The 24,549-nt window shown below is 68.6% G+C and carries 23 protein-coding genes, 2 tRNA genes and 1 pseudogene; 12 read left to right on the forward strand and 14 right to left on the reverse strand.

From position 1 onward, the window contains the following. Nucleotides 1-87 precede the first annotated feature (87 nt). The 3 genes from B116_RS0119470 (at nucleotide 88) to B116_RS0119480 (ending at nucleotide 1,671) form a co-directional block, all read left to right on the forward strand. Entirely contained in the window at nucleotides 88-1,500 is a 1,413-nt protein-coding gene (locus B116_RS0119470; protein WP_033667743.1) for a hypothetical protein, read from the forward strand. Nucleotides 1,501-1,518: 18 nt separating this feature from the next. Beyond that, nucleotides 1,519-1,590, forward strand: a tRNA-Lys gene (locus B116_RS0119475). Between the two features lie 9 nt (nucleotides 1,591-1,599). Beyond that, nucleotides 1,600-1,671: transfer RNA gene (locus B116_RS0119480), tRNA-Pro, on the forward strand. Nucleotides 1,672-1,850: 179 nt separating this feature from the next. On the opposite strand, the gene B116_RS25505 is transcribed toward B116_RS0119480, so the two are convergent. Then, nucleotides 1,851-2,396, reverse strand: coding sequence for an RNA 2'-phosphotransferase (locus B116_RS25505; RefSeq protein ID WP_033667744.1), 546 nt, complete (start codon nucleotides 2,394-2,396; stop codon nucleotides 1,851-1,853). Beyond that, complete coding sequence (locus B116_RS26965; RefSeq protein ID WP_082312852.1) at nucleotides 2,389-3,249, reverse strand: LysR family transcriptional regulator; 861 nt, start codon at nucleotides 3,247-3,249, stop codon at nucleotides 2,389-2,391. The genes B116_RS25505 and B116_RS26965 overlap by 8 nt, the downstream gene beginning before the upstream one ends. Before the next feature lie 15 nt (nucleotides 3,250-3,264). On the opposite strand from B116_RS26965, the gene B116_RS0119490 reads away from it, so the two are divergent. After that, nucleotides 3,265-3,846, forward strand: coding sequence for a hypothetical protein (locus B116_RS0119490; protein WP_223874625.1), 582 nt, complete (start codon nucleotides 3,265-3,267; stop codon nucleotides 3,844-3,846). Nucleotides 3,847-4,162: 316 nt separating this feature from the next. On the opposite strand, the pseudogene B116_RS25510 reads toward B116_RS0119490, so the two are convergent. From B116_RS25510 to B116_RS0119520, 6 genes and pseudogenes are all read right to left on the reverse strand, one after another. Next, a pseudogene (locus B116_RS25510) lies at nucleotides 4,163-4,918 on the reverse strand (5-formyltetrahydrofolate cyclo-ligase). Between the two features lie 21 nt (nucleotides 4,919-4,939). After that, entirely contained in the window at nucleotides 4,940-5,461 is a 522-nt protein-coding gene (locus B116_RS0119500) for a DUF4265 domain-containing protein (RefSeq protein ID WP_027661044.1), read from the reverse strand. Nucleotides 5,462-5,676: 215 nt separating this feature from the next. After that, nucleotides 5,677-5,853, reverse strand: a complete 177-nt coding sequence (locus B116_RS27920) for a hypothetical protein (RefSeq protein WP_018720005.1) — start codon at nucleotides 5,851-5,853, stop codon at nucleotides 5,677-5,679. A 37-nt stretch (nucleotides 5,854-5,890) separates the two neighbouring features. Beyond that, on the reverse strand, nucleotides 5,891-7,048 hold the full coding sequence (locus tag B116_RS0119510; RefSeq protein ID WP_027661045.1) for a thiolase domain-containing protein: 1,158 nt from the start codon (nucleotides 7,046-7,048) through the stop codon (nucleotides 5,891-5,893). Continuing rightward, entirely contained in the window at nucleotides 7,045-8,103 is a 1,059-nt protein-coding gene (locus tag B116_RS0119515; protein WP_027661046.1) for a thiolase domain-containing protein, read from the reverse strand. The genes B116_RS0119510 and B116_RS0119515 overlap by 4 nt, the downstream gene beginning before the upstream one ends. Further along, on the reverse strand, nucleotides 8,100-9,149 hold the full coding sequence (locus B116_RS0119520) for a Zn-ribbon domain-containing OB-fold protein (protein WP_027661047.1): 1,050 nt from the start codon (nucleotides 9,147-9,149) through the stop codon (nucleotides 8,100-8,102). The genes B116_RS0119515 and B116_RS0119520 overlap by 4 nt, the downstream gene beginning before the upstream one ends. A gap of 90 nt (nucleotides 9,150-9,239) precedes the next feature. Here B116_RS0119520 and B116_RS0119525 point away from each other — a divergent pair, with 90 nt between their 5' ends. Further along, a complete protein-coding gene (locus B116_RS0119525; protein WP_027661048.1) occupies nucleotides 9,240-10,790 on the forward strand; it encodes an acyl-CoA synthetase in 1,551 nt (516 codons plus the stop codon). 5 nt (nucleotides 10,791-10,795) lie between these two features. Here the strand turns inward: B116_RS0119525 and B116_RS0119530 are convergent, their stop codons facing one another. Continuing rightward, nucleotides 10,796-11,590 (reverse strand): crotonase/enoyl-CoA hydratase family protein, encoded by a 795-nt coding sequence (locus B116_RS0119530; RefSeq protein WP_018720010.1) that lies wholly within the window; start codon nucleotides 11,588-11,590, stop codon nucleotides 10,796-10,798. 63 nt (nucleotides 11,591-11,653) lie between these two features. On the opposite strand from B116_RS0119530, the gene B116_RS0119535 reads away from it, so the two are divergent. From B116_RS0119535 to B116_RS0119555, 5 genes are read left to right on the forward strand one after another with little or no spacing between them, the layout of a single operon-like run. Continuing rightward, a complete protein-coding gene (locus B116_RS0119535) occupies nucleotides 11,654-13,273 on the forward strand; it encodes an acyl-CoA synthetase (RefSeq protein ID WP_027661049.1) in 1,620 nt (539 codons plus the stop codon). Beyond that, complete coding sequence (locus tag B116_RS0119540; RefSeq protein WP_027661050.1) at nucleotides 13,263-14,357, forward strand: NAD(P)H-dependent flavin oxidoreductase; 1,095 nt, start codon at nucleotides 13,263-13,265, stop codon at nucleotides 14,355-14,357. Before B116_RS0119535 ends, B116_RS0119540 begins: the two co-directional genes overlap by 11 nt. Nucleotides 14,358-14,401: 44 nt before the next feature. Beyond that, a complete protein-coding gene (locus tag B116_RS0119545; RefSeq protein WP_027661051.1) occupies nucleotides 14,402-15,559 on the forward strand; it encodes a hypothetical protein in 1,158 nt (385 codons plus the stop codon). A 3-nt stretch (nucleotides 15,560-15,562) separates the two neighbouring features. Beyond that, entirely contained in the window at nucleotides 15,563-16,339 is a 777-nt protein-coding gene (locus B116_RS0119550) for an SDR family oxidoreductase (RefSeq protein WP_027661052.1), read from the forward strand. A 15-nt stretch (nucleotides 16,340-16,354) separates the two neighbouring features. Continuing rightward, nucleotides 16,355-17,479: a sulfotransferase family protein gene (locus B116_RS0119555; RefSeq protein ID WP_027661053.1), complete on the forward strand. Its 1,125-nt coding sequence runs from the start codon at nucleotides 16,355-16,357 to the stop codon at nucleotides 17,477-17,479. Here B116_RS0119555 and B116_RS0119560 read toward each other — a convergent pair. Beyond that, nucleotides 17,476-18,348 carry a TIGR03619 family F420-dependent LLM class oxidoreductase gene (locus B116_RS0119560; RefSeq protein ID WP_018720016.1) on the reverse strand — a complete coding sequence of 291 codons (873 nt, stop codon included), beginning with the start codon at nucleotides 18,346-18,348 and terminating at the stop codon, nucleotides 17,476-17,478. The two genes, B116_RS0119555 and B116_RS0119560, sit on opposite strands and share 4 nt — an antisense overlap. A 106-nt stretch (nucleotides 18,349-18,454) precedes the next feature. On the opposite strand from B116_RS0119560, the gene B116_RS0119565 reads away from it, so the two are divergent. Continuing rightward, nucleotides 18,455-19,213 carry an SDR family oxidoreductase gene (locus B116_RS0119565; RefSeq protein WP_018720017.1) on the forward strand — a complete coding sequence of 253 codons (759 nt, stop codon included), beginning with the start codon at nucleotides 18,455-18,457 and terminating at the stop codon, nucleotides 19,211-19,213. Nucleotides 19,214-19,322: 109 nt separating this feature from the next. Here the strand turns inward: B116_RS0119565 and B116_RS0119570 are convergent, their stop codons facing one another. From B116_RS0119570 to kstD, 4 genes are all read right to left on the reverse strand, one after another. Continuing rightward, nucleotides 19,323-19,805 carry a pyridoxamine 5'-phosphate oxidase family protein gene (locus B116_RS0119570; protein WP_026321321.1) on the reverse strand — a complete coding sequence of 161 codons (483 nt, stop codon included), beginning with the start codon at nucleotides 19,803-19,805 and terminating at the stop codon, nucleotides 19,323-19,325. Between the two features lie 66 nt (nucleotides 19,806-19,871). Continuing rightward, complete coding sequence (locus tag B116_RS0119575; RefSeq protein ID WP_018720019.1) at nucleotides 19,872-20,633, reverse strand: glucose 1-dehydrogenase; 762 nt, start codon at nucleotides 20,631-20,633, stop codon at nucleotides 19,872-19,874. Nucleotides 20,634-20,769: 136 nt separating this feature from the next. Continuing rightward, entirely contained in the window at nucleotides 20,770-21,789 is a 1,020-nt protein-coding gene (locus B116_RS0119580; protein WP_018720020.1) for a synaptic vesicle VAT-1 family membrane protein, read from the reverse strand. Between the two features lie 147 nt (nucleotides 21,790-21,936). Then, nucleotides 21,937-23,586 carry a 3-oxosteroid 1-dehydrogenase gene (kstD, locus tag B116_RS0119585; protein WP_027661054.1) on the reverse strand — a complete coding sequence of 550 codons (1,650 nt, stop codon included), beginning with the start codon at nucleotides 23,584-23,586 and terminating at the stop codon, nucleotides 21,937-21,939. 278 nt (nucleotides 23,587-23,864) lie between these two features. Here kstD and B116_RS0119590 point away from each other — a divergent pair, with 278 nt between their 5' ends. After that, entirely contained in the window at nucleotides 23,865-24,545 is a 681-nt protein-coding gene (locus B116_RS0119590) for a PaaI family thioesterase (RefSeq protein WP_018720022.1), read from the forward strand. Nucleotides 24,546-24,549: the final 4 nt, after the last annotated feature.

Here is a 24,549-nt window from a genome sequence, read left to right on the forward strand (position 1 = left end):
CCAGCGTCCAACCACGGGCGCGCATCGAATCGTCCCCCAGCGAAACAGGATTGCTTCGGTCTCATCGACCCTGCCAGGATGCCGGCCATGTCAATTGCCGAAGCCTCCGCCGAGGATGCCATGGTCGCGCTGCACACATCGCTCGATGAGCGGCGCCGGCCGGAGGAGGTCGCGCATCTTGTGTTTCGGGTGCTGGGCGGCCAGCTGGGGCTTCGCGACCGAATGACGTTGGGGCGGGCGGCTCGGGCAGCGTCGCGTTGGAATGGGTGGAGCTCGATGCCGACAGACTTCGCGCGGCCGGTTGGGGGTGCTCGCCAGATTGATGCTGCGGTGCGGCTGTTTGAGCTGTCGCCAGCTGGCATCGACCCGGATGACTCCGTCTCGCTGCTGGATTTCGCTGCCCGCCTGGGGGAGTCCCTTGGCGCCGTCGATCCGGCCCGCCTGAACTTCCTGCATGATCGGTTGAATCGGGAGGGCCGGGCGGCGGCCGGAATCGAGCTTTCGAAGCGGCAGTACAACCGGCGTTTCCGGGTGACGCAGCGGCTGTCGGCGAAGGCTGACAGGTTGGCGGTTGAGCAGACTAAGCGGCAGTTGACGATGGTCGCGCGGGCCGGGTTTGCGACGAGCATCGAGCGGGGTGCGTTTCTGGCTGATCCGTGGGCAGGGTGTTTCGTGGCGTATGTGACCGCCAAGCGCAAAATGCGGCGGGAGTTCACGCTGTCAGGGCGGGACAACCCGTACGACGACGTTGCTGATGTGCTCTTCGAGCGCTGCGTCGCCAACCCGACTACGGACTGGTGGATGATCGCGCAGGCATATCCGACGCCGGCCGTCCTGGCGCGGCTGACTGACGCCCAGCGCGGTGAGTTACTGGGTCGGTGGTGGGCGACAATGCGCCAGGTCGCGGCCTTGCTCAGGCGGGTCTGGACGGCCAGCGCGTTCGACCGTGCCACCATGGTCGTAAGGCGAGGCAATGACTCGTCAACGTGGAACCTCCTCTGCGGCGCGTACAACGCCGCGCGGGCGGCATGGATTGCGACGCTGGACGCTTCCGGCAGTCTTGGGATTCTTGATACCTTCTGCCCAGGCAAGGCGATGATGTTGATCGCGGCGGACCTGGTGGCGTGGCACCGGTCGACTGGCGGCGACCTGCACCCCGACGTGGGAGTGTGGGCTCGGCTGCCACTGCCGTGGGACGTGCTCGACGGCGCCGCCGCATGCACCCGTACGGACGTGGAGGTGGCATGCGCCGATGGTGGAGTTGACCCGATCAAGTCGGGTTGGGTGGGGTCCCGAGCGCTGGGAGCCGTTGGGGAGTTCCGGCCCACGCCTGAGTTGGTGCACGGGATATCGATCGCCGACCCGCTCTGGGCGTCGATGCTGCGTGCCGGTGGGGCGTTCTCGGGAAAGGTGAACAAAAGTGGTGTGGATTGGTCGCGGATTCCCGGCGAGGTCGTGGTGAGCGAGCTACCGGAACTGGGTGGACACGACGGGCGGTGATCGGGCAGCATGACTGCGCCCGCCGTAGCTCAGTGGTAGAGCACCCGGCTCTTAACCGGGAGGACGTTGGTTCGAGCCCAGCCGGCGAGCCTGGGGAGATCCGTTGTAGCTCAGTGGTAGAGCACCCGGCTAGGGACCGGGAGGACGCCGGTTCGAGCCCGGTCATCGGATCTCCCGCCGCAGTCCTGGCATGTTGGGCCGCGTGCGGAACGGAATTCGACGGGCCGGCAGGCAGAGTCGGCAATGAGGTCGGAATGCGACCCGACGCACCGGAAAGTGTTCCCACCGGGGCGCTCCGTCAACCGCACGGGTGCTTCCTCGCTCGCGTACCGCCATCAGGGCCACCGGGGCTACGAGACGTCCGTTAGGGCGAGGTAGCCGGGTGGCACATGCGCTACGAGCCACACACCGTTGGCAGCGAGTAGGAAGGAGTGACCATTTGCGTACATCCGCTTTGCGTCGATCTCCAGGACAACAGGGGCTCCGCGACGCTTGCCGACCTGTCTCGCAGTAGACGCGTCCGCTGAAAGATGGACGTGCGTCCGCTCTCCGGGCCGAAGTCCCTCCCTTCGAATCGCTTCAAGAAAGCGGGCGACCGTCCCGTGGTAGAGAACCGCAGGGGGAATTGTCGGTTCGAGTCCAAGCTCCACACGCACCGAGTGGCCTTGCGCTGCGCGAATTCGCCCCGCTCGTACCTCGTAGCGCTTCTTGTCGGAACCTGCGACGATTCGATCGAGGTCAGCCTCGCCGATGGTGTGCCCGGCGTCGGCCATCGCTGAGAGGAGGACGGGGATCTCAACCCAGCCCGCGGAGTCGAGTTGGAGCCCGACTGCGTCTGGTCGGTGCCGGAGTACATAGGCGAGCGCCTTGCCCAGTCGAGTGAGTAGATCATCCATTCGAATCGACCTCGCGCAGCAACTCGTCGACAATTGCTCGGCGTTGCTCACGCCAAGCGAGCCAGTAGCCCACGCGGGGAAGATCCTGAATCTCAACGGCTCTGAGTGGGCTTGGGACAGGGACGGATCCGTTTACCACCGCTGCACCAACGCCGAGCCACACCAAGTGAACGATCAGGTCCCATCCGTCCGCCTCACTCGCCACGTGCCAGGTGACGCCGGATGCGTGGAACGCACGCTCGAGCGACTGGCGATGCGGTCTTCCCTCTGGCGGGACCACGAGACCAAGACCATTCAGATCACGCAAACGTACCTGCCTCTCCGACAGCAGTGGGTGGGACTGATGGGCGACGAGGACTTGCGGGACGTCGGCTACCTGGACGGATCGAAGGCGCCGCGGCGGTGGGTCGTAGGCGATCGTCGCGACGTCTGCTTCTCCCTTGTCGACCATGCAGACCGCCGTCGAGCGGTCTGCAGGTATCACACGAAGATCGAGCCCTCTACGGACGACAGCACGGAGTGGCCGGTCAAGCACCCACTGGATCGCTGCTCGCCCTGCAGCCAATCGCATTGATCGCCTGGGCCCACCCAATCGGGCCAGGAAGTCGCCGACCGACCGCTCCTGATCAGCGGCGAATGCTGCCAACTCTTCACCGGCTTGTGTGAGGCGCAGCTGTCGACCGACCCTTTCGTACAGCTGCGCGTCAAGCGATCGACTAAGCTTCGCCACTTTCGCATGGAGCGATGGCTGTGCGATGTGGAGTTCCTCAGCTGCTCGCGTGAAGTTCAAGTGCCGGGAGAACACGGCGAACGCCGCCACAGCATCTGCCGTCAAGGCCTCGCGTGCTTGCATAGCCCACAACTATAGTTGATCACCCGATTGGTAGTTCTCTCATGGCAGCCCTTCAGCGATCGTCAGACCATGGGACGAGAACAAACTCCACGACTCGGCATCGACATCGGGCGGGTCATCATCGATGGATCCTCCCACCCGAACGGCGGCGACACCACATTCATCGACGGAGATGAACAGGCGATGCTCGACACGCCAGAGATAAATGGCGCCTTCGACGCAATCACCCGACTCGTCGAAGCCTTCGACGGGCAGGTGTGGCTGGTTTCGAAGTGCGGCCCACGGGTTCGAGCCCGCACGAGACGATGGCTCGCAGCCCGCGGCTTCCATACACACACGGGCATTAGTCCAGCCAGAATGCGGTTCTGCCGGCGACGACCAGAGAAGCGCAAGCACTGCCTCGACTTACAGCTCACTCACTTCGTTGACGACCACCCTGCGGTCCACCAAGCGATCCGAGGCGCCGTTCACTATCAGTTCTTCTTCGGACCGCAGCGCATGCCTGTGCCTGACTACGGCACACACGTACACGACTGGCCGGCGGCGCAGGCCGCGATCCTTGACACTTTGCCAACGCGAGCTGCCGTCACCGACTGACAACCGTTCGGCCGACGACGCGCTCCGGGAACATTCACATGCGACCATGATTCATGGTAGGCGGATAGGCTGGGGATCACTACTAACTTGATCTTGAGCTTGCGGTGCGATGCGGTGGACGTGACCTGCTGGCTGCGACCGGAGGTGCGCATCTGTCCGGAGCGCGTGGAGGCCTGAGCTTGAGGGGTAGAGGTGCATGGCTGAGACGAGACGCCGGTTCGGTCCGGAGTTCCGCGCGGGCGCGGTCCGGAATCATGCGGGTCACGCCGGACCTTCCCACTCCTTCTTCCCTGGAGGCCCGCTGCGCGGGATGTGCTCAGGAGCTTTGCCGGTCAGGGTCTTGGCGCCGGATCACCTCAGCGAGCGCGGGGATGGCCTCCAGTTGCTCGGGTCGGAGTTTGCTGACCATGATGCCGGCAGGCCGGGGCTGGTCGGGAGTGAAGGACAAGATCCTGGTAGGGGTGATCCCGAGGTCGATGCTGAAGTCGTGCTTGCCGTGGGGCAGGACATCGTCAATGACCTGTAGTTCGTGCACGGTGGTTGCGATGGTGGTGCGTTCGGTGATGAGACCGGCATCGGTGAGGAGGGCCAGTCCGAGGTCCGAGTAGCCGGCGCCTTTGCCGATTCTCACGCCGTCGGGTCGGCCGATAGCGACGCTTCCGCAGACAACGAGGTCCACCGGGCGCATCTCCCGCGGTCCGACCAGGGGAGCGACGTCGGCAGCACCGGTGCTGGTGGCGGCGATCTCGAAGGGCACGGTGAGGGCTGCGGGATCAAGCAGGTAGAACGGTTTGGTCGTGGCGAGTTTTGGTACCGCCATGTAGAGCAGTTTGCCTGCATGGAGCGCTTGCACCCGAACGGGCAACTGGGCGCGGTCGGGGTTGCACTTGATGACGCGGGCGTCCCTCCATTGGTCGTGCTCGGCCAGGCGAGCTGCGGCGTGTTCCTTCCCGGCAAAGTCGGGGATGTGACCATGCACGCCGGACGGGGCGGCGTTGCCGTGTTCGAGGAGATCTCAGACGCGTTGCCGGATGACGTGCTTCGCGTGGTCGAGGTCGTCGGGGTTGGTCACGCTGCGTCTCGTCCTTCGCCGCTACCGATCTTCGGTCGGACGTGCGTCACGCCAGGCGTCGGTAGTGCACCCGACCTCGAACGCCCACCAGCCAAGGTTCTGCCCCGACTGCAGTAGCGCCTTGATAGCGGCCAGGTCGGCATCGGCGGGCACGGTTAGGGCCACGAACGGGAACTCTTCATTGAAGGACTCACCGCCAAGGCCGAAGCCCACGAACTGCTCGTGCACCGCACCTGCGTTCCGTCCGAGCGGGCCATTCGGCAAGGGCAGGACCCGGATCGTGCAGTTGCCTGACGCCTGGACACGCTCGGCTGCCCAGCGCACACCGCTGTCGTCGGTCGTGAAGCGGACGACGTCTCCCTCCGCGATGCCGTCCTGCAGAAACGGCGCGCTCTGAATCCGCGCAGTGTCCCCGGTTTCCGGCCGCGCCCACAAGCCCTCGATGTCATAGGGTAGCCAGCCCTCGCGTGGACGGAACCGAAACATGATCTTGATCAGGCCCGCTTCATCCCGAACCTGCCTGTCTGGCGCTATCGATGCCACGCCGTATTCACCTCACGAGTAGCCGAAGTGCCGGATAGACCATGCTTACGGGTATGAAGGATAGGCGCCGCGCAGCGCGCTGGATCCTCTCGGCCCAGCGCCAAGCCCATGGTGGCCCCCTGGTTTCGTCGGCCGCCTGTGGTCGTGGCGTTCGCACGGCGCTGAATACGTCCCGTAGGTAGGCCACGGTGACGGTCGACAGTGGCAGATAGCTGTCAGCGGGTGCCGTAGAAGGCGGGTGGGGCGGCTGGGTCGGAGCCTTCCTCGCTGGCCATCTCCCTCGCGACCTCGGCGGCGGTCGGGCTGAGGGCTGCCATGGTGGCCGCGAGGCCGAGGGCGGCGATCGCTACGCCGATCGCCGCACTGAGGAACAGGGTTTTGAAGGTGTTCATCTGGACCTCCCCATCGGAATGAGAACCTGCACCTACTTCATCGACCCGCGGTGTCGCTGACGACCCACATCGAGAAGAACTGCGACCCGCCGCCGTACGCGTGACCCAGCGCCGTCTTCGCTCCGGCTACCTGGTGCTCGCCGGCCCGTCCCATCACCTGCCTGGCCGCCTCGGCGAAGCGCAGCATGCCGGAGGCGCCGATCGGGTTGGAACAGAGCACGCCGCCGGACGGGTTGACGGGCAGGCGCCCGCCGATCTGGGTCTCGCCCGACTCGGTGAGCTTCCAGCCGTGCCCGGCTTCGGCAAAGCCCAGGTTTTCCAGCCACATCGGCTCGAACCAGGAGAACGGCACGTAGATCTCCGCCACGTCAACCTCGGCGAGTGGGTCAGTGATCCCGGCCGCCTGCCACAGCGCCTGGGCGGCCTCGGCGCCGGCCCTTGGGTTCACGTGGTCCTTGCCGGCGAAGTAGGTCGGCTCGGTGCGCATCGCCGTCGCCCGGATCCAGGCCACCGGCCGCTCGCTCGCCTCGGCTGCCGCCTGGTCACCGATCACCATCGCGCAGGCGCCGTCGGAGGAGGGGCAGGTCTCGTCGTACCGGATCGGGTCCCACAACATCGGCGAGGCCTGCACCGACTCCAGCGTGATCTCCGGCTGGCGCAGGTGCGCGTTGGGGTTGAGCGCACCGTTGCGCCGGTCCTTCACCGCGACCATCGCCCCGACGTGCTCGGGCGCGTTCGAGCGTCGAATGTAGGCGCGGACGTGCGGCGCGAAGTAGCCGCCGGCCCCGGCCCCGATCGGCGCGGTGAAGGGCGGCTGGATGGAGAGCGCCCACATGGCGTTGGACTCCGACTGCTTCTCGAACGCGACCGCGAGTACGCGTTGGTGCACACCGGCCCGCACCAGGCTGGTCGCCACGACCCCGGTGGCGCCGCCGACCGAGCCCGCCGTGTGCACCCGCAGCAGCGGGCGCCCGGCGGCTCCCAGCGCATCGGCGAGGAACAGCTCCGGCATCATCACGCCCTCGAACAGGTCCGGCGCCTTGCCCAGCACGACCGCGTCGATCTGCGGCCAGTCAACGCCCGCGTCAGCCAACGCGCGATCGATCGCCTCCCGGCACAGCCCGGCCATCGACACGTCGGTACGGCGCGTCTGGTGCTGCGTCTGCCCGGTACCCAGCACGGCTGCTCGTCTCATGACCTCGCCTCCAGCAGACAGATGAGGTTTTGCTGCAACGCCGGCCCGCTGGTGGCGTGTCCGGCCGCCCGCCGTGCCTGGCCGCTCATGACCTGTTCGGCGGCGGCGCCGATGCGCGCCAGCCCGGCCGAGAACATGGGGTTGCCGCAGAGCGCACCCCCGGATGGGTTGATCCGGACCCGGTCGCCGAGGCCGAGCGCCGTGCGCAGCAGCAGCTCCTGGTGGGTGAAGGGGGCGTGCAGCTCGGCCACGTCGAGGTCCGCCGGCAGGGACACGGCCTCGGCCGCGGCGGTCGCGGACGGCACCGTGGTCAGGTCCCGTTCGCCGAGCCCCTGCGGATCGACCCGGTGTGCCACGCCGCTGATCCAGGCCGGCTGCTCCCGGTGCCGGCGGGCACGCTCGCCGGCGGCCAGCACCAGCGCGGCGGCGCCGTCGGAGACGGGTGCGCAGTCGTGCGCCCGGAGCGGATCGGCGACGTAGGGCGTGGCGACCAGGTCGTCCACGGTGAGCTGGCCGGACACCTGGGCGTAGGGGTTGGTGCTGGCGTCGGCCTGGCTGCGGGCCGCCACTTCGGCCATCGCCTCCTCGGTGACGAGCCCGGCGTCGATGGCGAGCCGGGCCTGAAGCGCGGCGACACTCACTGAGTCGGGCCAGAGCGGCGCGGCCACATACGGGTCGAGTTGGAGCGCCAGCACTCGGCGCAGCAGACCGGCCGAGGACTTGCCGAAGCCGTAGACCAGCGCGGTCTCCGCCTCGCCGGCCAGAATCTTCACGTACGCCTCGTAGAACGCCCAGGCCGCGTCCATCTCCACGTGCGACTCACAGATCGGCGGGTACGCCCCGATCGCGTCGATCGCGCTGACGAAGGAGAACGCCCGGCCGGCGAGGTAGTCCGAGGAGCCGGAGCACCAGAAGTCCACCTCACGTCGGTCGAGGCGGGCCGCCGACAGGGCCTGATGGAAGAGCGGGACGAGGGTTTCGACGCCACTGGTGGTCCCCGCGGACGGTCGGCAGGGTGCCTGGGCGAAGCCGATGATGGCGACAGCCGGGTTCACAGGTGCTCCTGGTAGGACTCGTACGGCGCATCCGGTTCGCCGGTGGGGCGGAAATGCGCGATGTTCTCCGGGGTGGTGGACCAGGTCGCCGGGTCCCGCCAGACCGCGGCCACCCGCATGCCCATCCGGACCTCGCCGGCCGCGCCGAGGATCAGGTGGGGGATCGGGATGTCGGCGCCGTCGAGGAGGACCTGGGCGACCACGTACGGCGGGTCCAGTCGCTGCCCGGCGAAGGGAACGTTGACCACGCAGAACGTGGTGACCGTGCCGTGGTCGTGGACCGGCACCTCCTCCTCGGTCGGTACCCCGTCGGCCGGACAGACCCGGGGCGGTACGTAGACCTTTCGGCAGGCCGGGCAGCGCTGGCCGAGCAGCCGTCCTTCGGAGAGTGCGTGCAGGTATCGACTCTCCTCGGCGGAGGTGGTGTGCGTGTAGGAGAGCCGAATCGGCGTCGTTATGCCGGTGACGAGCTCACCGCTGGTGCTGAGATCGCCGCTGGTGCCAGCACCGTTGCTGGTGTCGGGGTCGCCGCTGGTGTCGAGGTCGCTGGCAGTGGCGGGATCGCCGCCGGTGGCGCTTCCGGACGCGCGGGGTGGGCCCGGGTCGGGCTCGAAGCAGGCGATGTCGCGGATGTGTCCGGATCGCTCCGCGGCCCAGCGGATGCGGACTCGCATGCCGGTCCGCATCGACTCCCGGGTGCCGGCATCGACGGCGTGCAGCAGCGCCGTGTCGGCTCCGTCGAGCCGGATCAGTGCCCAGCCGAACGGTCGGTCGAGGGGCTGCCCGTCGAGTGGTTGGTCGGTCCAGGTCCAGCTGGTCACGGTGCCGGTGGGCGGGACGGGAACGAGCTCGGTCACCGGGGCGTGGGTCGCCGGATCGTATTCGAGCGGGGGAACGTGGACACGGCCGTCGGCGGTGCGGGCGCCGAGCACTCGACGGTCGCGCAGGCCAGTCATGAATCGCCCCAGGACCGGGCCGAGGGAGCGGGTGTAGTCGAAGGCGATGTCCAGCGGGGCGGCGAGCGGGGGCGCCGAAGCGGTATCCACGAGAGTCAGTGAAACATGTTCTAGCGAGGCGAATCAAGGTCGCTCCTCGGCTGCTGTTCAGGAAGTGGAACACGTTATAGAGTCTGGTTCATGACTGGCATCGGGCTGTGGAACATCGCGAGTCAGGATCCGGATGGGATCGCCGTCGTTGACCCGGATGGCCGGGTCGTCACGTATGGTGAGCTGGCCGCCGAGGCCGACCGAATCGGGCGCGGCTTCCAGGCGCTCGGGCTGGCACCCGGGGACACCGTGGCGATGCTGCTGCCCAACAGCGCAGACCTGCTCGCCGCCGAGTTCGCGGCCCTGGAGACGGGGTTGTACTCGGTGCCGCTGAACTGGCACCTGACCGCGGCCGAGATCGCCTACATTCTGCGCGACAGCGGCGCCCGAGCGTTCGTCGCGCACGGTCGATTCGCCGAGGTCGCCGCGGCTGCCGCTGCCGAGGCCGGTATCCCGGCCGACGGATGCTTCGCCACCGCCGGTGGGGTTCCCGGGTTTCGTCCGCTCGCCGACCTCGGCGCCGACAGCTCCGCTCGCCCCGCGCCGCGCACACTCGGTGCGTTGATGGTCTACACCTCCGGAACGTCCGGGCGGCCCAAGGGCGTACGTCGTCCGCTGACCGGCGCCGACCCGGACACCGTTCCGCCGGTGTCGCTCTGGTTCTTCGGGCTGTTCGGTCTCGAACCCTTCGATTCCCATGTGCACCTGTGCTGTTCGCCGCTCTACCACACCGCGGTGATGAACTTCGCGGTCATCTCGCTGCAGCTCGGCCACCCGGTGGTGCTGATGGACCGGTGGGACCCGCACGAGATGCTGCGGCTCATCGAACGACACCGGGTCACCCACAGCCACATGGTGCCGACCCAGTTCCGTCGCCTGCTCGCCCTGCCGGAGAAGGTTCGGACGGCGTACGACCTGTCGTCGATGCGGGTGATGATCCACGGCGCGGCGCCGTGTCCGCACGAGGTCAAGCGTCGGATGCTCGACTGGTGGGGGCCGGTGGTGGTGGAGTACTACGCCGCCAGTGAGGGCGGCGGCACCCTGATCACCGCCCAGGACTGGCTGGCCCGGCCCGGCTCGGTCGGGCAGGCTTGGCCGGGCTCGCAGGTGCGGGTGCTCGACCCGGACGGCAACGACGCGCCAGCAGGTCAGCCCGGGACCGTGTATCTGCAGATGGGCGAAACGACCTTCGAGTACCTCGGGGACGCCGAGAAGACCCGGCAGTCCTGGCGCGGCCGCATGTTCACCGTCGGGGATATCGGCTACCTCGACGACGATGGCTACCTCTACCTCTGTGACCGGATGAGCGACATGATCATTACCGGCGGGGTGAACGTCTATCCGGCCGAGATCGAGGGGGAGCTCGCTGCTCATCCGGCGGTAGCGGATGTCGCGGTCTTCGGCATCCCGCACGACGAGTGGGGTGAGGAGATCAAGGCCGTGGTGCAGCCGGAGCTGGGGGTGGTGACGGGCCCGGCGCTGACCGGTGAGCTGCTGGAGTTCCTGACCGGCCGGCTGGCCCGTTTCAAGCTGCCCCGGAGTGTGGACTACGTCGAGGAGTTGCCCCGCGACCCGAATGGAAAGCTCTACAAGCGACTGCTGCGCGACCCGTACTGGGCCGCGCAGCAACGCTCGATCTGACCTGGCTACCGCCCATGGAACTGGGGGGTGCGCTTCTCGACGAAGGCGCGTGGGCCCTCCTTGGCGTCGGTGGTGCGGAACACCGCCGTCCCGATCGGGGCCTCCAGGGCGAACGCCTCGTTCTCGGCCAGGCCCTCGGTCTCCCGCATCGTGCGCAGGATCGCCCGCACCGCCAGCGGGCCGTTCGCGGCGATCATCCCGGCCAGCTCGAGGGCCTTGTCTAGGGCCTGCCCGTCCGGCACGACGTGACCGATCAGGCCCACGTCCCGGGCCTCGTCGGCACCGAGCTGACGTCCGGTGAGCAGCATCTCCGCCGCGACGGCGTACGGGATCTGTCGGACCAGCCGGACGGCGGAGCCGCCGAGCGGGAAGAGGCCCCAGCAAACCTCGGAGACCGCGAAGCGGGCGCTCGCCCCGGCCACGCGGAGATCGGTTGCCTGCAGGATCTCGGTGCCGCCCGCCACCGCCGGCCCCTCTACCGCGGCGATGAGCGGTTTGGTCAGCCGCCGTCCCTTGAGTAACGCGTCGATCCGGGAGAGGTCAGCGCCGTTGAACCGGTCACCGGGGTGGGACTGGGTCATCGCGCGGAGGTCGGCGCCGGCGCAGAAGGCGCCCCCGGCCCCGGTGAGCACGCAGGCCCGGATCTCCGGATCGTTGTCCGCGCGGTCCCATGCGTCCCGCATGATCGCGAGCATCTCGGGGGAGAGCGCGTTACGGACCCGTGGCCGGTTCATCGTCACGATCAGGATTTGTCCACGTTGCTCCACGAGTGCGTGTGGCTGGTCGGCTGCCGATTCCACGGGCGCCTCCTTCGACGATTTCCAAGGCTTGTCAGCAACGATAACAGGTTCTACTTTTAAGTGATGGTGGCAAATATCGCAGACCTGTTTGAGCATGCGGTTGACGCCTTCGGTGACCGTCCCGCCGTGTTCCTCGGCGAGCAGGCGATCAGCTACCCGGAGCTCGAGGAGCGCGCCAACCGGCTGGCCCACTTCCTCCGTGACCGCGGCGTGCGCCCCGGTGACCATGTCGGCCTCTACGCTGGCAACTCGATCGAGGCCGTGGTGGCCATGATCGCCGTCTACAAGCTGCGTGCCGCGGTCGTCAACATCAACTACCGGTACGTCGAGAACGAGCTACGCTTCCTCTTCGCCGACGCGGAGTTGTCGGCGCTGATCCACGACCGTCGCTTCGCGCCCCGGGTCGCTACCGTGCTCGCCAGCGACTCCGGTCCGCACACCGTGGTGGCCCTGCCCGACGGTTCGGCGGAGGAGATCGGTGGGTACGGCGGCGTGCCGTACGCCGACGCGCTCGCCGCCGGCGACCCGGCTCGGGACTTCGGCGAGCGCTCGGCCGACGACATCTACCTGCTGTACACCGGTGGCACCACCGGCTACCCGAAGGGTGTGCTCTGGCGGCACGAGGACGTGTGGCGTGCCCTCGGTGGCGGCGTCGACTTCATGACCGGTATTCCGCTCGAGGACGAGTGGGCCCAGTCCGCCCGGGGCGCCAGCGCCACCCCGATGGTCCGCCTGTGTATGGCACCACTGATCCATGGCAACGCGCAGTGGGCCGTACTCGCCGCGCTCTTCGCCGGTGACACCGTGGTGCTGCTGTCGCACTTCGACCCGGAGGAGGTCTGGCGGACGGTCGAGCGGCGCCAGGTGAACGTGATGGTGCTGATCGGCGACGCGATGGCCCGTCCGATCATCGAGGCGTACGCCGCCGGTGGCTTCGACGGCTCGTCGGTGGCCGCGGTCTCGTCCAGCGGTGCGCTCTTCTCCCCGGGGGTCAAGCGGCAGTACCTGGAACTGTTGCCCGACGTGCTGGTCACCGACGCGATCGGGGCGTCGGAGACCGGCTTCATCGGGCTGGGTGTGGTCGCCGAGGTGCCCGGCGGCGCGGTGCAGGACCCGCGGGTCACGCCCGGGCCGAGCACAGTGGTGCTTGGCCCGGACGGGCGACCGGTGCCGCCGGGCGGGGAAGGTCGGCTGGCGAAGACCGGCTTCCTCCCCCTGGGCTACTACAAGGACCCGGTCAAGACGGCCGCCTTGTTGATCGAGGTGGACGGTGTGCGGTACGCGCTCCCCGGTGACCTCGCCCGAGTAGAGGTTGACGGCACTATCACGCTGCTCGGTCGAGGTAGTACCTGTGTGAACACCGGCGGTGAGAAGGTCTTCCCGGAGGAGGTCGAGGGGGCGCTGAAGACGCACCCCGACATCTTCGACGCGCTGGTCGTCGGAGTGCCCGACGAGCGGCTCGGGCAGCGGGTGGCGGCGTTGATCCAGCCCCGGGCCGGCGGCACGCTCGACCTGGCGGCGGTCCGAACGCACCTGCGGGAGCAGATCGCCGGCTACAAAATGCCGCGGTCGATCTGGCTGGTGGACGAGATCTCCCGCACGATCAGCGGTAAGGCCGACTACCGGTGGGCGCAACGGCACGCGGAACAACATCCGGCGGAGGAGGTCAGCCATGCGGACTGAGTTGTGTGATCGGCTCGGCATCGCGCATCCGATCGTCGGCTTCAGCCCCTCCGAGCATGTGGTCGCGGCGATTAGCCGAGCTGGCGGCCTGGGCGTGTTGGGCTGTGTGCGATTCAACGACCCGGACGAGCTCGACGCGGTCCTCACCTGGCTTGACGAGCAGACCGGGGGGCAGCCGTACGGCGTGGACGTGGTGATGCCCAGCACCGAGCCGGCCGAGGGCGCCCCGGCCGACCTCGACCGACTGATTCCGCCGGGCCATCGTGACTTTGTGGAGCGAACCTTGCTGCGCCTCGGCGTGCCGCCGCTCGGCGGCAGCGGCTCGCACCAGTCCGGCGTGCTCGGTTGGCTGCACTCCGTGGCCCGTACCCACGTCGAGGTGGCGTTGAGGCATCCGGTCCGACTGATCGCCAACGCTCTCGGTCCGCCGCCGCCCGATGTGATCGCCCGGGGGCATGCCCAGGGCGTGCTGGTGGCCGCGTTGGCCGGCCGGGCCGACCACGCCCGTGGGCATGTGGCGAGCGGGGTCGATCTGGTGGTCGCCCAGGGATACGAGGCCGGCGGCCATACCGGTGAGATCGCCAGCATGGTGCTGGTGCCGGAGGTCGTCGACGCGGTCGGCGAGCAGGTACCGGTGTTGGCCGCGGGGGGCATCGGTAGTGGTCGCCAGATCGCGGCGGCGCTCGCGCTCGGCGCGGGTGGTGTCTGGATGGGCTCGGTCTGGCTCGGCACTGCCGAATACCAGAGCACCTCCGCGCTGCGTACCGCGCTGCTCAGGGCCGGGTCGGCGGACACGGTCCGCAGCCGGATCTACACGGGCAAACCGGCCCGGCTGCTGCGCAACCGGTGGACCGAGGCGTGGAGCGAGGAGGGGGCGCCCCGGCCGCTGCCGATGCCGCTGCAGAACCTGCTGGTGGCGTCGGCGCACAGTCGGCTGATGGATTCCGATGACCCGACTGTCGTTCCGATGCCGGTCGGGCAGATCGTGGGTCGGATCAATGAGGTGCGTCCCGTCGCCGACGTGCTGGCGGATCTGGTCGCCGAGGCGGAGGAGAGACTGGCCCGCCTTGGGACGCTGCTCTAGGGGTTACATTGACGGAAAAGTAGAACGCGTTCTACTATCGTTTTGTGCTTACTCAGCCGTTTGTCAACGCCATTGCGGAAGCCGAGCGCGTCATCGCCGAGGCGGCCCACGTCCGCGGCCAACAGGATCTGGTCGAGGGCTACGACTACCTGGCTGGCGGCGTGCGGAGCTCGATCCAGATGGCCTGGGCCTACGACCGCGAATTCCCCTACTTCGTCCGCTCCACCGGCCCGTACACGAAGATGGGCCTCGACAACCCAGACACCCTCTACTTTCACGCGTGGCTGCGCGACGACGCGGAATACGTGGTGACCGGCCGTCGGGGCAGCACCGCCGACCTGAGCTTCCAGATCCTCGACGGCTCCTACTCTCCGGTCAACGTCCCGGGCAGCCTCACCGCCTTCGACGACCGCGAGATCGAAATCGGTGCGGACGGCACCTTCGAGATTCGGTTCGGGCCGGGGCTCTCCGGCCCGAACGCGTTCCCGCTCGCCCCTGGCTCGGCCATGCTCGTGGTGCGCGAGGTGTTCAGTGACTGGACGACCGAGCGCCCTGGGATGCTGCGTATCCACCGCCCCGACACCATCGGCGTGGCTCCGCCACCGCTGACCGAGGAGACCCTGGCCAAGCGCTACGCCGTTGCCGGCAAGATCCTCACCGGTCGGATCCACACGTTCCTCGCGTTCGCCAAGCGGTTCTACCTGAACCTGCCGGTGAATACCCTGACCCCACCCCGGCTCACCCCCGGCGGGCTGGCGACCCAGTATTCGTCGGTGGGCCACTACCAGCTCGCCGAGGACCAGGCCATGGTGCTCACCGTGCCGGTCTCCGACGCGCCCTACCAGGGCATCCAGCTGGGCAGCATGTGGTACATCTCGCTGGACTACAGCAACCACCAGACGAGCCTCACCGTGCCCCAGGCCCGGATCGATCCGGACGGCATGATTCGGTACGTGATCAGCGAGCGCGACCCGGGGGTGGCGAACTGGCTGGAGTGCACCGGGCACGATCGCGGCTACGTGCAGCTGCGCTGGCAGCGGCTCTCGCACGCGTTGACCGCCGCCGACGGGCCGCGGGTGGAGGTGGTCGCGGTGGACGACCTACCCAAGCAAATGCCGTACTACGAGCGGATCGGGCGGGCGGAGTGGCAGGCACGCATCGCCGCCCGACAGGCCGCGACCGCGGCCCGGATGCTGGGCTGAGCCGTGCTGCTCGCGGAGAAGATCGTCGTGGTGGCCGGGGTCGGCCCCGGGCTGGGTCAGGCCATCGCGGTGCGGGCCGCGCAGGCCGGCGCCGACGTGGTTCTCGCCGCCCGCACCGGGTCCTTCCTCACCGAGGTGGCCGGCACGGTGCGGGCGGTGGGTCAGCGGGCCCTGGCGGTACCCACCGACCTCACCGACGGGGAGTCGAGCGCCGCGCTCGTGCGGGCCGCCCTCGCCGAGTTCGGCCGCGTTGACGTGCTGGTCAGTAACGCCTTCGAGATGCCGCCGATGCGCGGTCTCGGGAAGGTCGAACTGGCCGACCTGCGATCGAGCTTCGAGGTCAACGTGCTGGCGGCGCTGCGCCTGACGCGGCTGCTGACGCCCGCGCTGGTGGAGTCCGGCGGCGCCGTGATCATGGTCAACTCTGCGGTGCTACGCCACTCCCGGCGGGGGTTCGGCCCATACAAGCTGGCCAAGGCCGCGCTCCTCGCGGCCGCGCAGAATCTCGCCAGTGAGCTCGGGCCGAAGGGCGTGCGGGTCAACTCGGTGGCACCCGGCTGGATCTGGGCCGACAGCCTGCGACTCTGGTTTGACTACCAGGCGAGCCAGCGTGGCGTGCCGCCCCAACAGCTCTACGACGAGGTCGCGGCCACCACCGACCTGCGCCGGCTGCCGGTGCCGGACGAGGTCGCCGACGCCGTGCTGTTCCTCGGCTCCGGCCTGGCTCGGGGCATCACCGGCCAGTGCCTCGACGTCAACTGTGGCGAGTTCCATCACTGAACCCCGGGAGCGAGCATGCGCAGCACCCGTACGGACGTCGGAACAATCGAGGACCTACACGCCTCGGCGACCCGGCTCACCGGGCTCGACGACTTCGGCGACGACGACTACCGCGAGGGGATGGGCGAGCTGCTCGCGGCGTACCGGGATGAAGCGGCCCTCACGCCCACCGGCAGCAAGGTCTCCCGGGCATTTCTCCGCGCGGCATTGGTGTCCCGGCTCCTCAGCGAAGCCGCGTGGCGGCAGTTCCCGGAGTACGCCGAGGTCCCGGTCGCCCGGCCGGTCTTCGTGACCGGCCTGCCCCGTACCGGAACCACCGCCCTGCATCGGCTGCTGGCCGCCGACCCCGCGCACCAGGGGCTCGAGCTGTGGCTGACCGAGGTCCCCCAACCCCGTCCGCCGCGCCACACCTGGGAGTCAAATCTCGGCTACGCCAGCCTGCAGGCCGGCTATGAGCAGTACCACGAGACCAACCCGAGCCTGCGGGGCGCGCACTACACCGCGGCCGACCAGGTGGAGGAGTGCTGGCGGTTGCTGCGGCAGTCCATGATGTCGGTCTCCTTCGAGTGCCTGGCGTACCTGCCGAGCTATTCGCGGTGGTTGAGTGCGCAGGACTGGACTGCTGCCTATCGGCGGCACCGGCGCAACCTCCAGCTCATCGGTCTGTACGACCGAGATCGTCGCTGGGTGCTGAAGAACCCGAGCCACCTGTTTGCCCTGGACGCGCTGCTCGCCGTCTACCCCGACGCCGTGGTGATTCAGACGCATCGTGCGCCGCGGGAGGTTGTCGCCTCGGTCTGCAGCCTCAACGCGCAGGCGTGCGAGGGCTGGTCGGAGTTGTTCCGCGGGGAGGTGCTCGGTGGGGCGCAGGTGCAGCTCTGGTCGCGTGGGCTGCGGCGGTTCATGGCCGACCGCGAGCGACACGACCCCGCACACTTCATCGATGTCAACTACGACGACTTCGTGGCCGACCCGATCCGGGTCGTGGCGGGGATCTACGACCGGTTGGGGGTCCGGTTGACCGCTGTCGCGCGCGCCGCGATGCTCTCGCTGCATCAGCAACGAGAGCGTCCCGCGCACCGTTATCACCTGGCCGATTTCGGGCTGACCCCGGCTGCGGTGGACGCCGCCTTCGCTTAGTGGACTTTGCTGATGACCTCGTCGGCGAAGCGGCGGATGCCGTCCCGCTTGGCCGCGAGTTCGCCGTCGAAGCCGACGCCGTAGAAGCGCCAGGGCACCACGATCGCGTCGGTCACGCCGGCCTCGGCCTGTTGCTGGAAGCCCGCCAAGCCGAATCGGTCAATGCAGACCGCCTGGATCTCGAACGGCTGGTCGGCTCGGTCGTACTCGCGGCGTAGCCGGGCAAGTTGGTCGATCGCCGTGCGTAGCTCGTCGAAGCGCATCATGGCGGAGGACCAGCCGTCGCCCAGCCGGGCCGCACGGCGCAACGCCGCGTTGCTGTGGCCACCCACGTAGATCGGGATCTGCTCGGTCGGGGCCGGGCTCATCTGTAGCCGGCCGAAGTCGAAGTGCTTGCCGTGGTGCTCCACCATGCCACCGCCCAGGATCAGCCGCAGCACTTCAATCGCCTCATCGCCCCGGGTGCCGCGGGCGGTGAACGGCACGTCGCACCAGAGTGACTCCTCTGGCGACCAGCCCAGCCCGACGCCGAGCCCGAACCGGTTACCGGTCAGGTTCGCCACCGAGCCGACCTGCCGTGCCAAGAGCACCGGGTTACGGGGCCCGAGTTTGAGCACCTGGGTGTGAAACCGGATCCGGCTGGTGGCGGCACCGAGTACGGCGGCGGTCACCAGCGGGTCAGCCCAGGGGGTCTGGGCGTCCCAGAATCGACTGCCATCCGGAGTGTATGGATACCGGGCGCTGACCTCCTCGGAGTAGAAGAGGGAGTCGGGGAGGGCGATGGCCGAGAACCCACACTCCTCAGCGGTTTGCGTCAGGTCGACGAGCTGGTCGAGCGGGCTGAGCGCGATACCGAGGCTGAATTTCATCTACAAACTGTAACGTGTTCTATTCTCTGGCGGGAAGGCCTGGGGTGGTCCTTTCGGGTCGCATTCAGGGTCGACCAAGCGTTTGCTCGCGGGTTAGCATCGGTCAATGGAGCCCCTCGATTTCGCCGGTCGTGCTGTGGTTGTTACCGGGGGGACGCGAGGCGTCGGTGCCGCGATCGCCGCGGCATTCCGCGCGGCGGGCGCTCGGGTGCTGGTCTGTGGCCGGACCCAGCCGTCCTCGGTGGTGCCCGACTTCGTCCCGGCTGATGTCCGTGATCCGGAACAGGCCGCCGCGTTGGTGGCGGCGGCGGTCGACCGGTTCGGCCGCCTCGACGTGCTGGTGAACAACGCAGGTGGTGCGCCGCCAGTGGCGGCCGCCAGCGCCTCGCCCCGGCTGCACGCCAAGATTGTTGAGCTCAACCTCGTTGCCCCGTTGCATGTTTCGCAGGCGGCCAACACGATCATGCAACAACAGCCCGGTGGCGGGGTCATCGTCATGGTCGGGAGTGTCAGCGGCACCCGCCCGTCGCCCGGCTCCGCGGCATATGGTGCCGCCAAGGCCGGTCTACACAATCTGGCGACGAGTCTGGCCGCCGAGTGGGCGCCGGCGGTGCGGGTGAACAGTGTCGTCCCTGGCCCGGTGACTGGTGACGCGGGCCTCCAGCTGGACCCGGCGGCGGTGGCACGCACCGTACCCCTGGGGCGACCCGCGACGCCGGCCGAGGTCGCCGGAGTGTGTCTGCTGTTGGCCTCCCCGCTGGCCTCCTATGTGTCCGGGGCGGCGGTGGCGGTGCACGGCGGTGGCGAGTGGCCGGGCTATCTTGCGGATCTGCGGGCACAGGTGCCGCCCCCGGCCCAGCGGTAGCTCCGCCACGGCGCTCCGGACTCGCTCCCGGCCCAGCGGTAGCTTCGCCACGGCGCTCCGGACTCGCCGTCGGACTACGGCTCCGTTCCGGGCGGCGCGGCCGAACGGCTCAGGTCACCAGTCGGCGGTGATCCCAGCTGACCACCCGCCGCGGCTCGACCAGATAGGCCGCCCGCTTGGCCGCCGTGTGCGCGACATAACCGTCGAGCGCCGCTGCCACCTCACCGGGGGGCAGGTCGCCCGCCGCCAGGGGGCTGGGCATCCGCGCGGCGATCAGGCGGCCGACTGCGGTCACCTCCGCCAGGTCGTCGATCCGGGTGACCTCACCGGTCACCTGAACACCGCGCAGCTCGAAGTAGCCGTCGCCCTCCTCGACCAGGCAGGTCACCCGTGGGTCCCGGGACATGTTCCGGGCCTTCTGCGAAGCGTGATAGGTCCAGAAGGCGATGCGTCCGTCGTGCATCGCGTAGAACATGCTGACCAGGTGTGGCGTGCCGTCCCGGTTCACGGTCGCGAGCTGGAGCTTCCGGCTCCGGGCCAAGTGTTCTGCGATGGCCGCGGGCGGCATCGCTACCGTGGCGCGTTGGTTCACGAGTCCTCGCCTTCCGTACCGCTGCTCTGGTCGGCCACGGCCGCCCCTCGAGCCAGAAAGGTCATCTCAATATCCTGGCCCGGACAGGAGCCCGCCGTCAGCCACGAACTCGGCCCCCGTGGTGTACGACGACTCGTCCGAGGCGAGGAATGCCACCAGTCGGGAGATCTCCACCGGCTCGGCGAAACGGGCGATCGGCAGCGATTTGAGGAACGCATCCGAGTCGACGGCGGGCATGGTTTCGGCGGCGGCCAGCGCCATTCGGGTCAGCACGCCGCCGGGGTGAACTGAGTTGACCCGGATGCCGACCGGCCCGAGCTCCTGGGCCGCGGACTTGGTGATGCCGCGGATCCCGAACTTGCTGGCGCTGTAGGCCGAGAGGCCGGCCGCGCCGACGAACCCCTCGATCGATGACACGTTGACGATCGATCCACCGCCGGCCCTCGTCATCGTCGGCGCCACGGTGTGGATGCCGAGCCAACAGCCGGTGAGGTTGACGTTGATCACGCGGCGGAACTCGGCCGGATCCATCGTGGCGATTGGTGCGTGCCGGAAGACGCCGGCGTTGTTGACCAGCACGTCGAGTCGGTCGAACGCCGTCAGCGCGGTGGCGACCGCGGCGGCCCACTCCTGTTCGCTGGTGACGTCGTGGTGCACATAGCGGCAATGATCAGGACCGAGGCCGTCGGCGACGGCAGCGCCACGGTCGTCGAGGATGTCGCCGATGACCACCCGGGCGCCCTCGGCCACGAACTGCCGGGCATGTGCTTTGCCCATGCCGCGTGCGCCGCCGGTGATGAGCGCCACCTTGCCGTCCAGTCGCCCCATCAAGCCCTCCTGCCAAGCGCTTGCTTGGTAGCATAGCATCGGCGCGACACCGGTGCCGCAACAGAAAACGGCCGCCGCGGCTCCAGCCGCAGCGGCCGTGGACAATCGCGTTGTCGCTGGACCTGATGGGGATTCCTCAGGGGACGAGGACCACCTTGCCGACGTTGCGGCGTTCGCCGATCCGGCGGTGTGCCGCGGCGGCCTCCTCGAACGGAAACACCTGGTCGATCCGGGGTTTGATCGCACCCTCGCGCCACAGGTCCAGCAGCGCCGTCAGCTCCTCACGCAGCAGGTCGGTGCGTTCCCACAGGTGCCCCAGATTGACGCCACTGACCGTGTGGTTGCGGTCCATCATCCCGTACGGCGTCAGCAGCGGTACGCCGGTTAGCTGACCGAGGAGCCGGCGATAGCTGCGCCGTTCCCCGGTGGACAGGTTGGCGAAGCCGTACGCGATGAGCTGCCCAACCGGCCGGAGCAGGCTGATCCCGCGCTTCCAGTCGCGACCGCCCAGCGAGTCCAGCACCAGGTCGAGCCCTTCGCCGCCGGTGAGCTCCCGTACCCGCGCGACGTAGTCCTCAGTGCGGTAGTCGATGGGATGGGTGCAGCCCTCCTCGCGGAGCACGGCGTGTTTGGCCGCCGAGGCGGTACCGAAGGTGACGACTCCCGGTACGGTGCGGCACAGCTGCAGCACCGCGGTGCCGACCCCACCCGCGGCCATGTGCACCAGGACGCGGGCCTCGGGGCGGAGGTTCGCTACCCGAAAGAGCATGTGGTAGGCGGTCAGGTAGTTGACCGGGATCGCGGCTCCCTCGATGAAGTCGAGATCGTCGGGCATCGGCAGCACCCGCTCGGCGGGCACGCAAACGGTGTCGGCGTGGCCACCGAAGCGCACCAGGGCCAGCACCCGCTGCCCCACCTCGAGGCCGGTGACCTCGGCGTCGACGGCGTCCACGACCCCGGCTACCTCGTAGCCCACCACGGACGGCGGCTTCGGAGCGTCCGGGTACAGCCCTTGCCGGGCCATGACCTCGGCAAAGTTCAATCCGCAGGCGCGGACCGCGATGCGCACCTCACCGTGTCCCGGTTGCGGATCGGGAGTTTCCCGTACCGCAAGGACCTCGGGCCCACCCGCCTTGGTGATCCAGACAGCGCGCATCGATTCCTCGACCTCCAACGGTTACGCCGACTACTCCGCCTGCGGTCACCCGCTCGCCCGGGTGTTGGCCGCCTGGGCTACCCGGGCGAGGCGGTGACTGCTGAAGGCCAGCGTAGGGGGTGTTGGTGGGCCCGAGACGGTGGGCCGTCAGCCGTGGGACGGCTCGGCGATGTCCAACGCGGCCAGGTACCCGAAGGTCATTGCTGGGCCGAGCGTCGACCCTGCTCCGGCGTAGCCCTTCCCCATGACGGCCGCGCTCGCGTTGCCCGCGGCGTAGAGGCCGGGAATGACCGTGCCGTCTTCCCGCAACGCCCGGCCCCGCTCGTCGGTTCGGACGCCGCCGTTGGTGCCGAGGTCGCCGGGGACGATCCGCATCGCGTAGAACGGTGGCAGCACCAGTGCGGCCAGACATGCGTTCGGTTTGTTCGTCGGATCGGCGTAGTAGTGGTCGTAGTCGCTCTCGCCCCGATGGAAGTCCGTGTCGTTACCCGCCTCGGCGAAGGTGTTGAAGCGTTTGACGGTGTTGCTCAAGGCCGTTGCGGGGACGCCGATCTTGTCGGCCAGGCCCTTGATGGTCCAGGACCAGAACAGGGCGCCGGAGTCGTACCACTCGCGGGGGTAGGGCAGCAGCGGTGGGAGGTCGCGGAACAGGTAACGGTTGCGGTACCGCTGATCCGTGATCATCCAGGCCGGGAAGGCGTCCTGCGCGTACATGGCGCGCACCACGTCGCCGTACGGGGCGGCCTCGTTGACGAACCGCTCCCCGGCCGGGTTGACGAAGATGTTCCCCGGCAGCGTCCGTTCGGAGAGACAGAAGTAGGGGCCGGTCGGCAACGGGATCATCGGCCCCCACCAGGCGCTGTCCATGAGGTCCAGTGCGGCGCCGACCTCGGCGCAGGCCCGGATGCCGTCCCCGGTGTTCGATGCCGCGCCGACCGTCCAATCAGTGCCGGTGGGAGCTTCCTGGTACTGCTTGCGCATCGCCTCGTTGTGCTCGAAGCCGCCGGACCCGACGATGACTCCGCGCCGGGCGGTGAGGAGTAACTCTTCGCCGTCCCGGATCACCCGTACCCCGGTGACTCGCCCTTCGGTGACGACCAGTTCGGTCAGGGGGGTGTTCAGCCAGACCGGTACGTCGGCGGCGAGCAGGCCGGCCCGCAGCCCGCCCGCGAGCGCCTGGCCCATGGTTATCGGCTTCTCTCCCTTGGCCCATGCCGCCAGGTAGCGCTGGACGATCTCCGTGGCCGTTGCCAGCCCGCGGGGGTGGCGGGCGATGAGGGCCAGCCACTTGTAGTCGACGTCCATGACCACGGTGCCCGGCGGAGTGGCCATGTAGGGCGGGTTCAGGGCGGCGTACTCGGCGCCGAGGACATTGGCGTCGAGCGGTTGCGGCTCGATCGACCGACCGTTGGGCAGGCCGCCGGGCAACTCGGGGTAGTAGTCGGAGTAGCCCTCCATCCAGGCGAACCGCAGCGGTGTGTGCTCCAACAGGAAGGAGATCATGGCCGGCCCGGCCGAGAGGTAGGCCTCCAGGCGGGTCGCGGGGACCTCGTCCCCGACGACCGCGTCCAAGTATTCGCTGGCCTTGGCGGGAGTGTCCGGCACTCCGGCATCGAGGAGCACCTCGTTGTTGGGTATCCAGATTCCGGCCCCGGAGCGGGCGGTGGAACCGCCGTAGACGTCGGCTTTCTCCACCACCACGGTCTGCAGGCCGCGTTTCGCCGCGGTAAGCGCACCCACCATGCCGGCCGCACCGGCTCCCACCACCACTACGTCGTACTCGACCACGGTCGTCATCGGACCCCCAGCCCAGCGGAAACAGATGGTGGAACACGTTACTGTATTTAGATCGGTGCCGGGAGGTATTGCATGTACGAACTTCAATTTGAACGTTGATCTTGATTGCGTCAACCGGTGGTCGCGGGGATGCCCGGTCCGGATCGCCGCGAGCGACACGGACGCGATCGAGCCGGCATCAGAACGGTGTCATGATGGCCGTCAACGGCTCAAGAACGAGGTGCACGACGGTGACGATGAGTAGGTCGAACCACGAGCGTTGGCGCAGCCATCACCCCATGCGGGAGCAGCGGGACGCCAGCCCCTCTCTGCTGGACCGGCGGGAGGCCATCGCGGAGTTGGGAGATGCCTTACGCGACCTGGTTGAGCAGGCGGTCACCACGGAGGTTCCGGCAGACCAACTCCGCCAGGTCACCGCCGACCTGCGCCGAGCGGCTCGTCCGTTGGCCACGCGCGAGCGGGAGGTTACCCGGATACCGAGCGCCGACGACCTGTTGGGTGGCGTCCGGATGTACAACCCGGTTACCGGCGTCGGCAGTGCGCTGGCCCCGCCGATGCGCATCGACCTGGTCGACGGGGTCGCGGTGGGCGCGTGCACCCTTGGGCCGGCCTTCGAGGGGCCGCCCCGGTACGCCCATGGCGGAGTCAGTGCCCAACTGCTGGACCAGCTACTCGGTTACGTGGCGAGTGCCACCGGCAACGCGGGGATGACCGTCCGGCTCGACACCCGGTATCGAGCACCTATCCCGTTGCGTACTCCGCTGCATCTGACGGCCCGCGTCACCGCCGTGGACGGCCGAAAGACCACCGCCCATGGCGGCATCGCGACCGCCGCCCACCCCGACGACCTGTTGGTCGAGGCGACCGGGGTGTTCGTCGCGCCACGACCGGAACAGTCCTGGCGGCTCTTCGGCGCGGCTCATTGGGACACCGTCGACCGAGCCGTCGAGTACGACTGACGCC

It is taken from the genome of Salinispora fenicalii (assembly GCF_000514815.1).
Taxonomy (GTDB): domain Bacteria; phylum Actinomycetota; class Actinomycetes; order Mycobacteriales; family Micromonosporaceae; genus Micromonospora; species Micromonospora fenicalii.

Excerpts from the sequence above, each read along its gene's own strand:
- B116_RS0119535 (WP_027661049.1), top strand. The coding sequence starts at position 11,654 with ATGGTGGCAAATATCGCAGACCTGTTTGAGCATGCGGTTGACGCCTTC.
- kstD (WP_027661054.1), bottom strand. The coding sequence starts at position 23,586 with ATGACGACCGTGGTCGAGTACGACGTAGTGGTGGTGGGAGCCGGTGCG.
- B116_RS0119575 (WP_018720019.1), bottom strand. The coding sequence starts at position 20,633 with ATGGGGCGACTGGACGGCAAGGTGGCGCTCATCACCGGCGGCGCACGC.
- B116_RS0119510 (WP_027661045.1), bottom strand. The coding sequence starts at position 7,048 with ATGAGACGAGCAGCCGTGCTGGGTACCGGGCAGACGCAGCACCAGACG.
- B116_RS27920 (WP_018720005.1), bottom strand. The coding sequence starts at position 5,853 with ATGAACACCTTCAAAACCCTGTTCCTCAGTGCGGCGATCGGCGTAGCG.
- B116_RS0119555 (WP_027661053.1), top strand. The coding sequence starts at position 16,355 with ATGCGCAGCACCCGTACGGACGTCGGAACAATCGAGGACCTACACGCC.
- B116_RS0119470 (WP_033667743.1), top strand. The coding sequence starts at position 88 with ATGTCAATTGCCGAAGCCTCCGCCGAGGATGCCATGGTCGCGCTGCAC.
- B116_RS25505 (WP_033667744.1), bottom strand. The coding sequence starts at position 2,396 with ATGGATGATCTACTCACTCGACTGGGCAAGGCGCTCGCCTATGTACTC.
- B116_RS26965 (WP_082312852.1), bottom strand. The coding sequence starts at position 3,249 with ATGCAAGCACGCGAGGCCTTGACGGCAGATGCTGTGGCGGCGTTCGCC.
- B116_RS0119540 (WP_027661050.1), top strand. The coding sequence starts at position 13,263 with ATGCGGACTGAGTTGTGTGATCGGCTCGGCATCGCGCATCCGATCGTC.
- B116_RS0119525 (WP_027661048.1), top strand. The coding sequence starts at position 9,240 with ATGACTGGCATCGGGCTGTGGAACATCGCGAGTCAGGATCCGGATGGG.
- B116_RS0119590 (WP_018720022.1), top strand. The coding sequence starts at position 23,865 with ATGCGGGAGCAGCGGGACGCCAGCCCCTCTCTGCTGGACCGGCGGGAG.
- B116_RS0119560 (WP_018720016.1), bottom strand. The coding sequence starts at position 18,348 with ATGAAATTCAGCCTCGGTATCGCGCTCAGCCCGCTCGACCAGCTCGTC.
- B116_RS0119580 (WP_018720020.1), bottom strand. The coding sequence starts at position 21,789 with ATGCGCGCTGTCTGGATCACCAAGGCGGGTGGGCCCGAGGTCCTTGCG.
- B116_RS0119565 (WP_018720017.1), top strand. The coding sequence starts at position 18,455 with ATGGAGCCCCTCGATTTCGCCGGTCGTGCTGTGGTTGTTACCGGGGGG.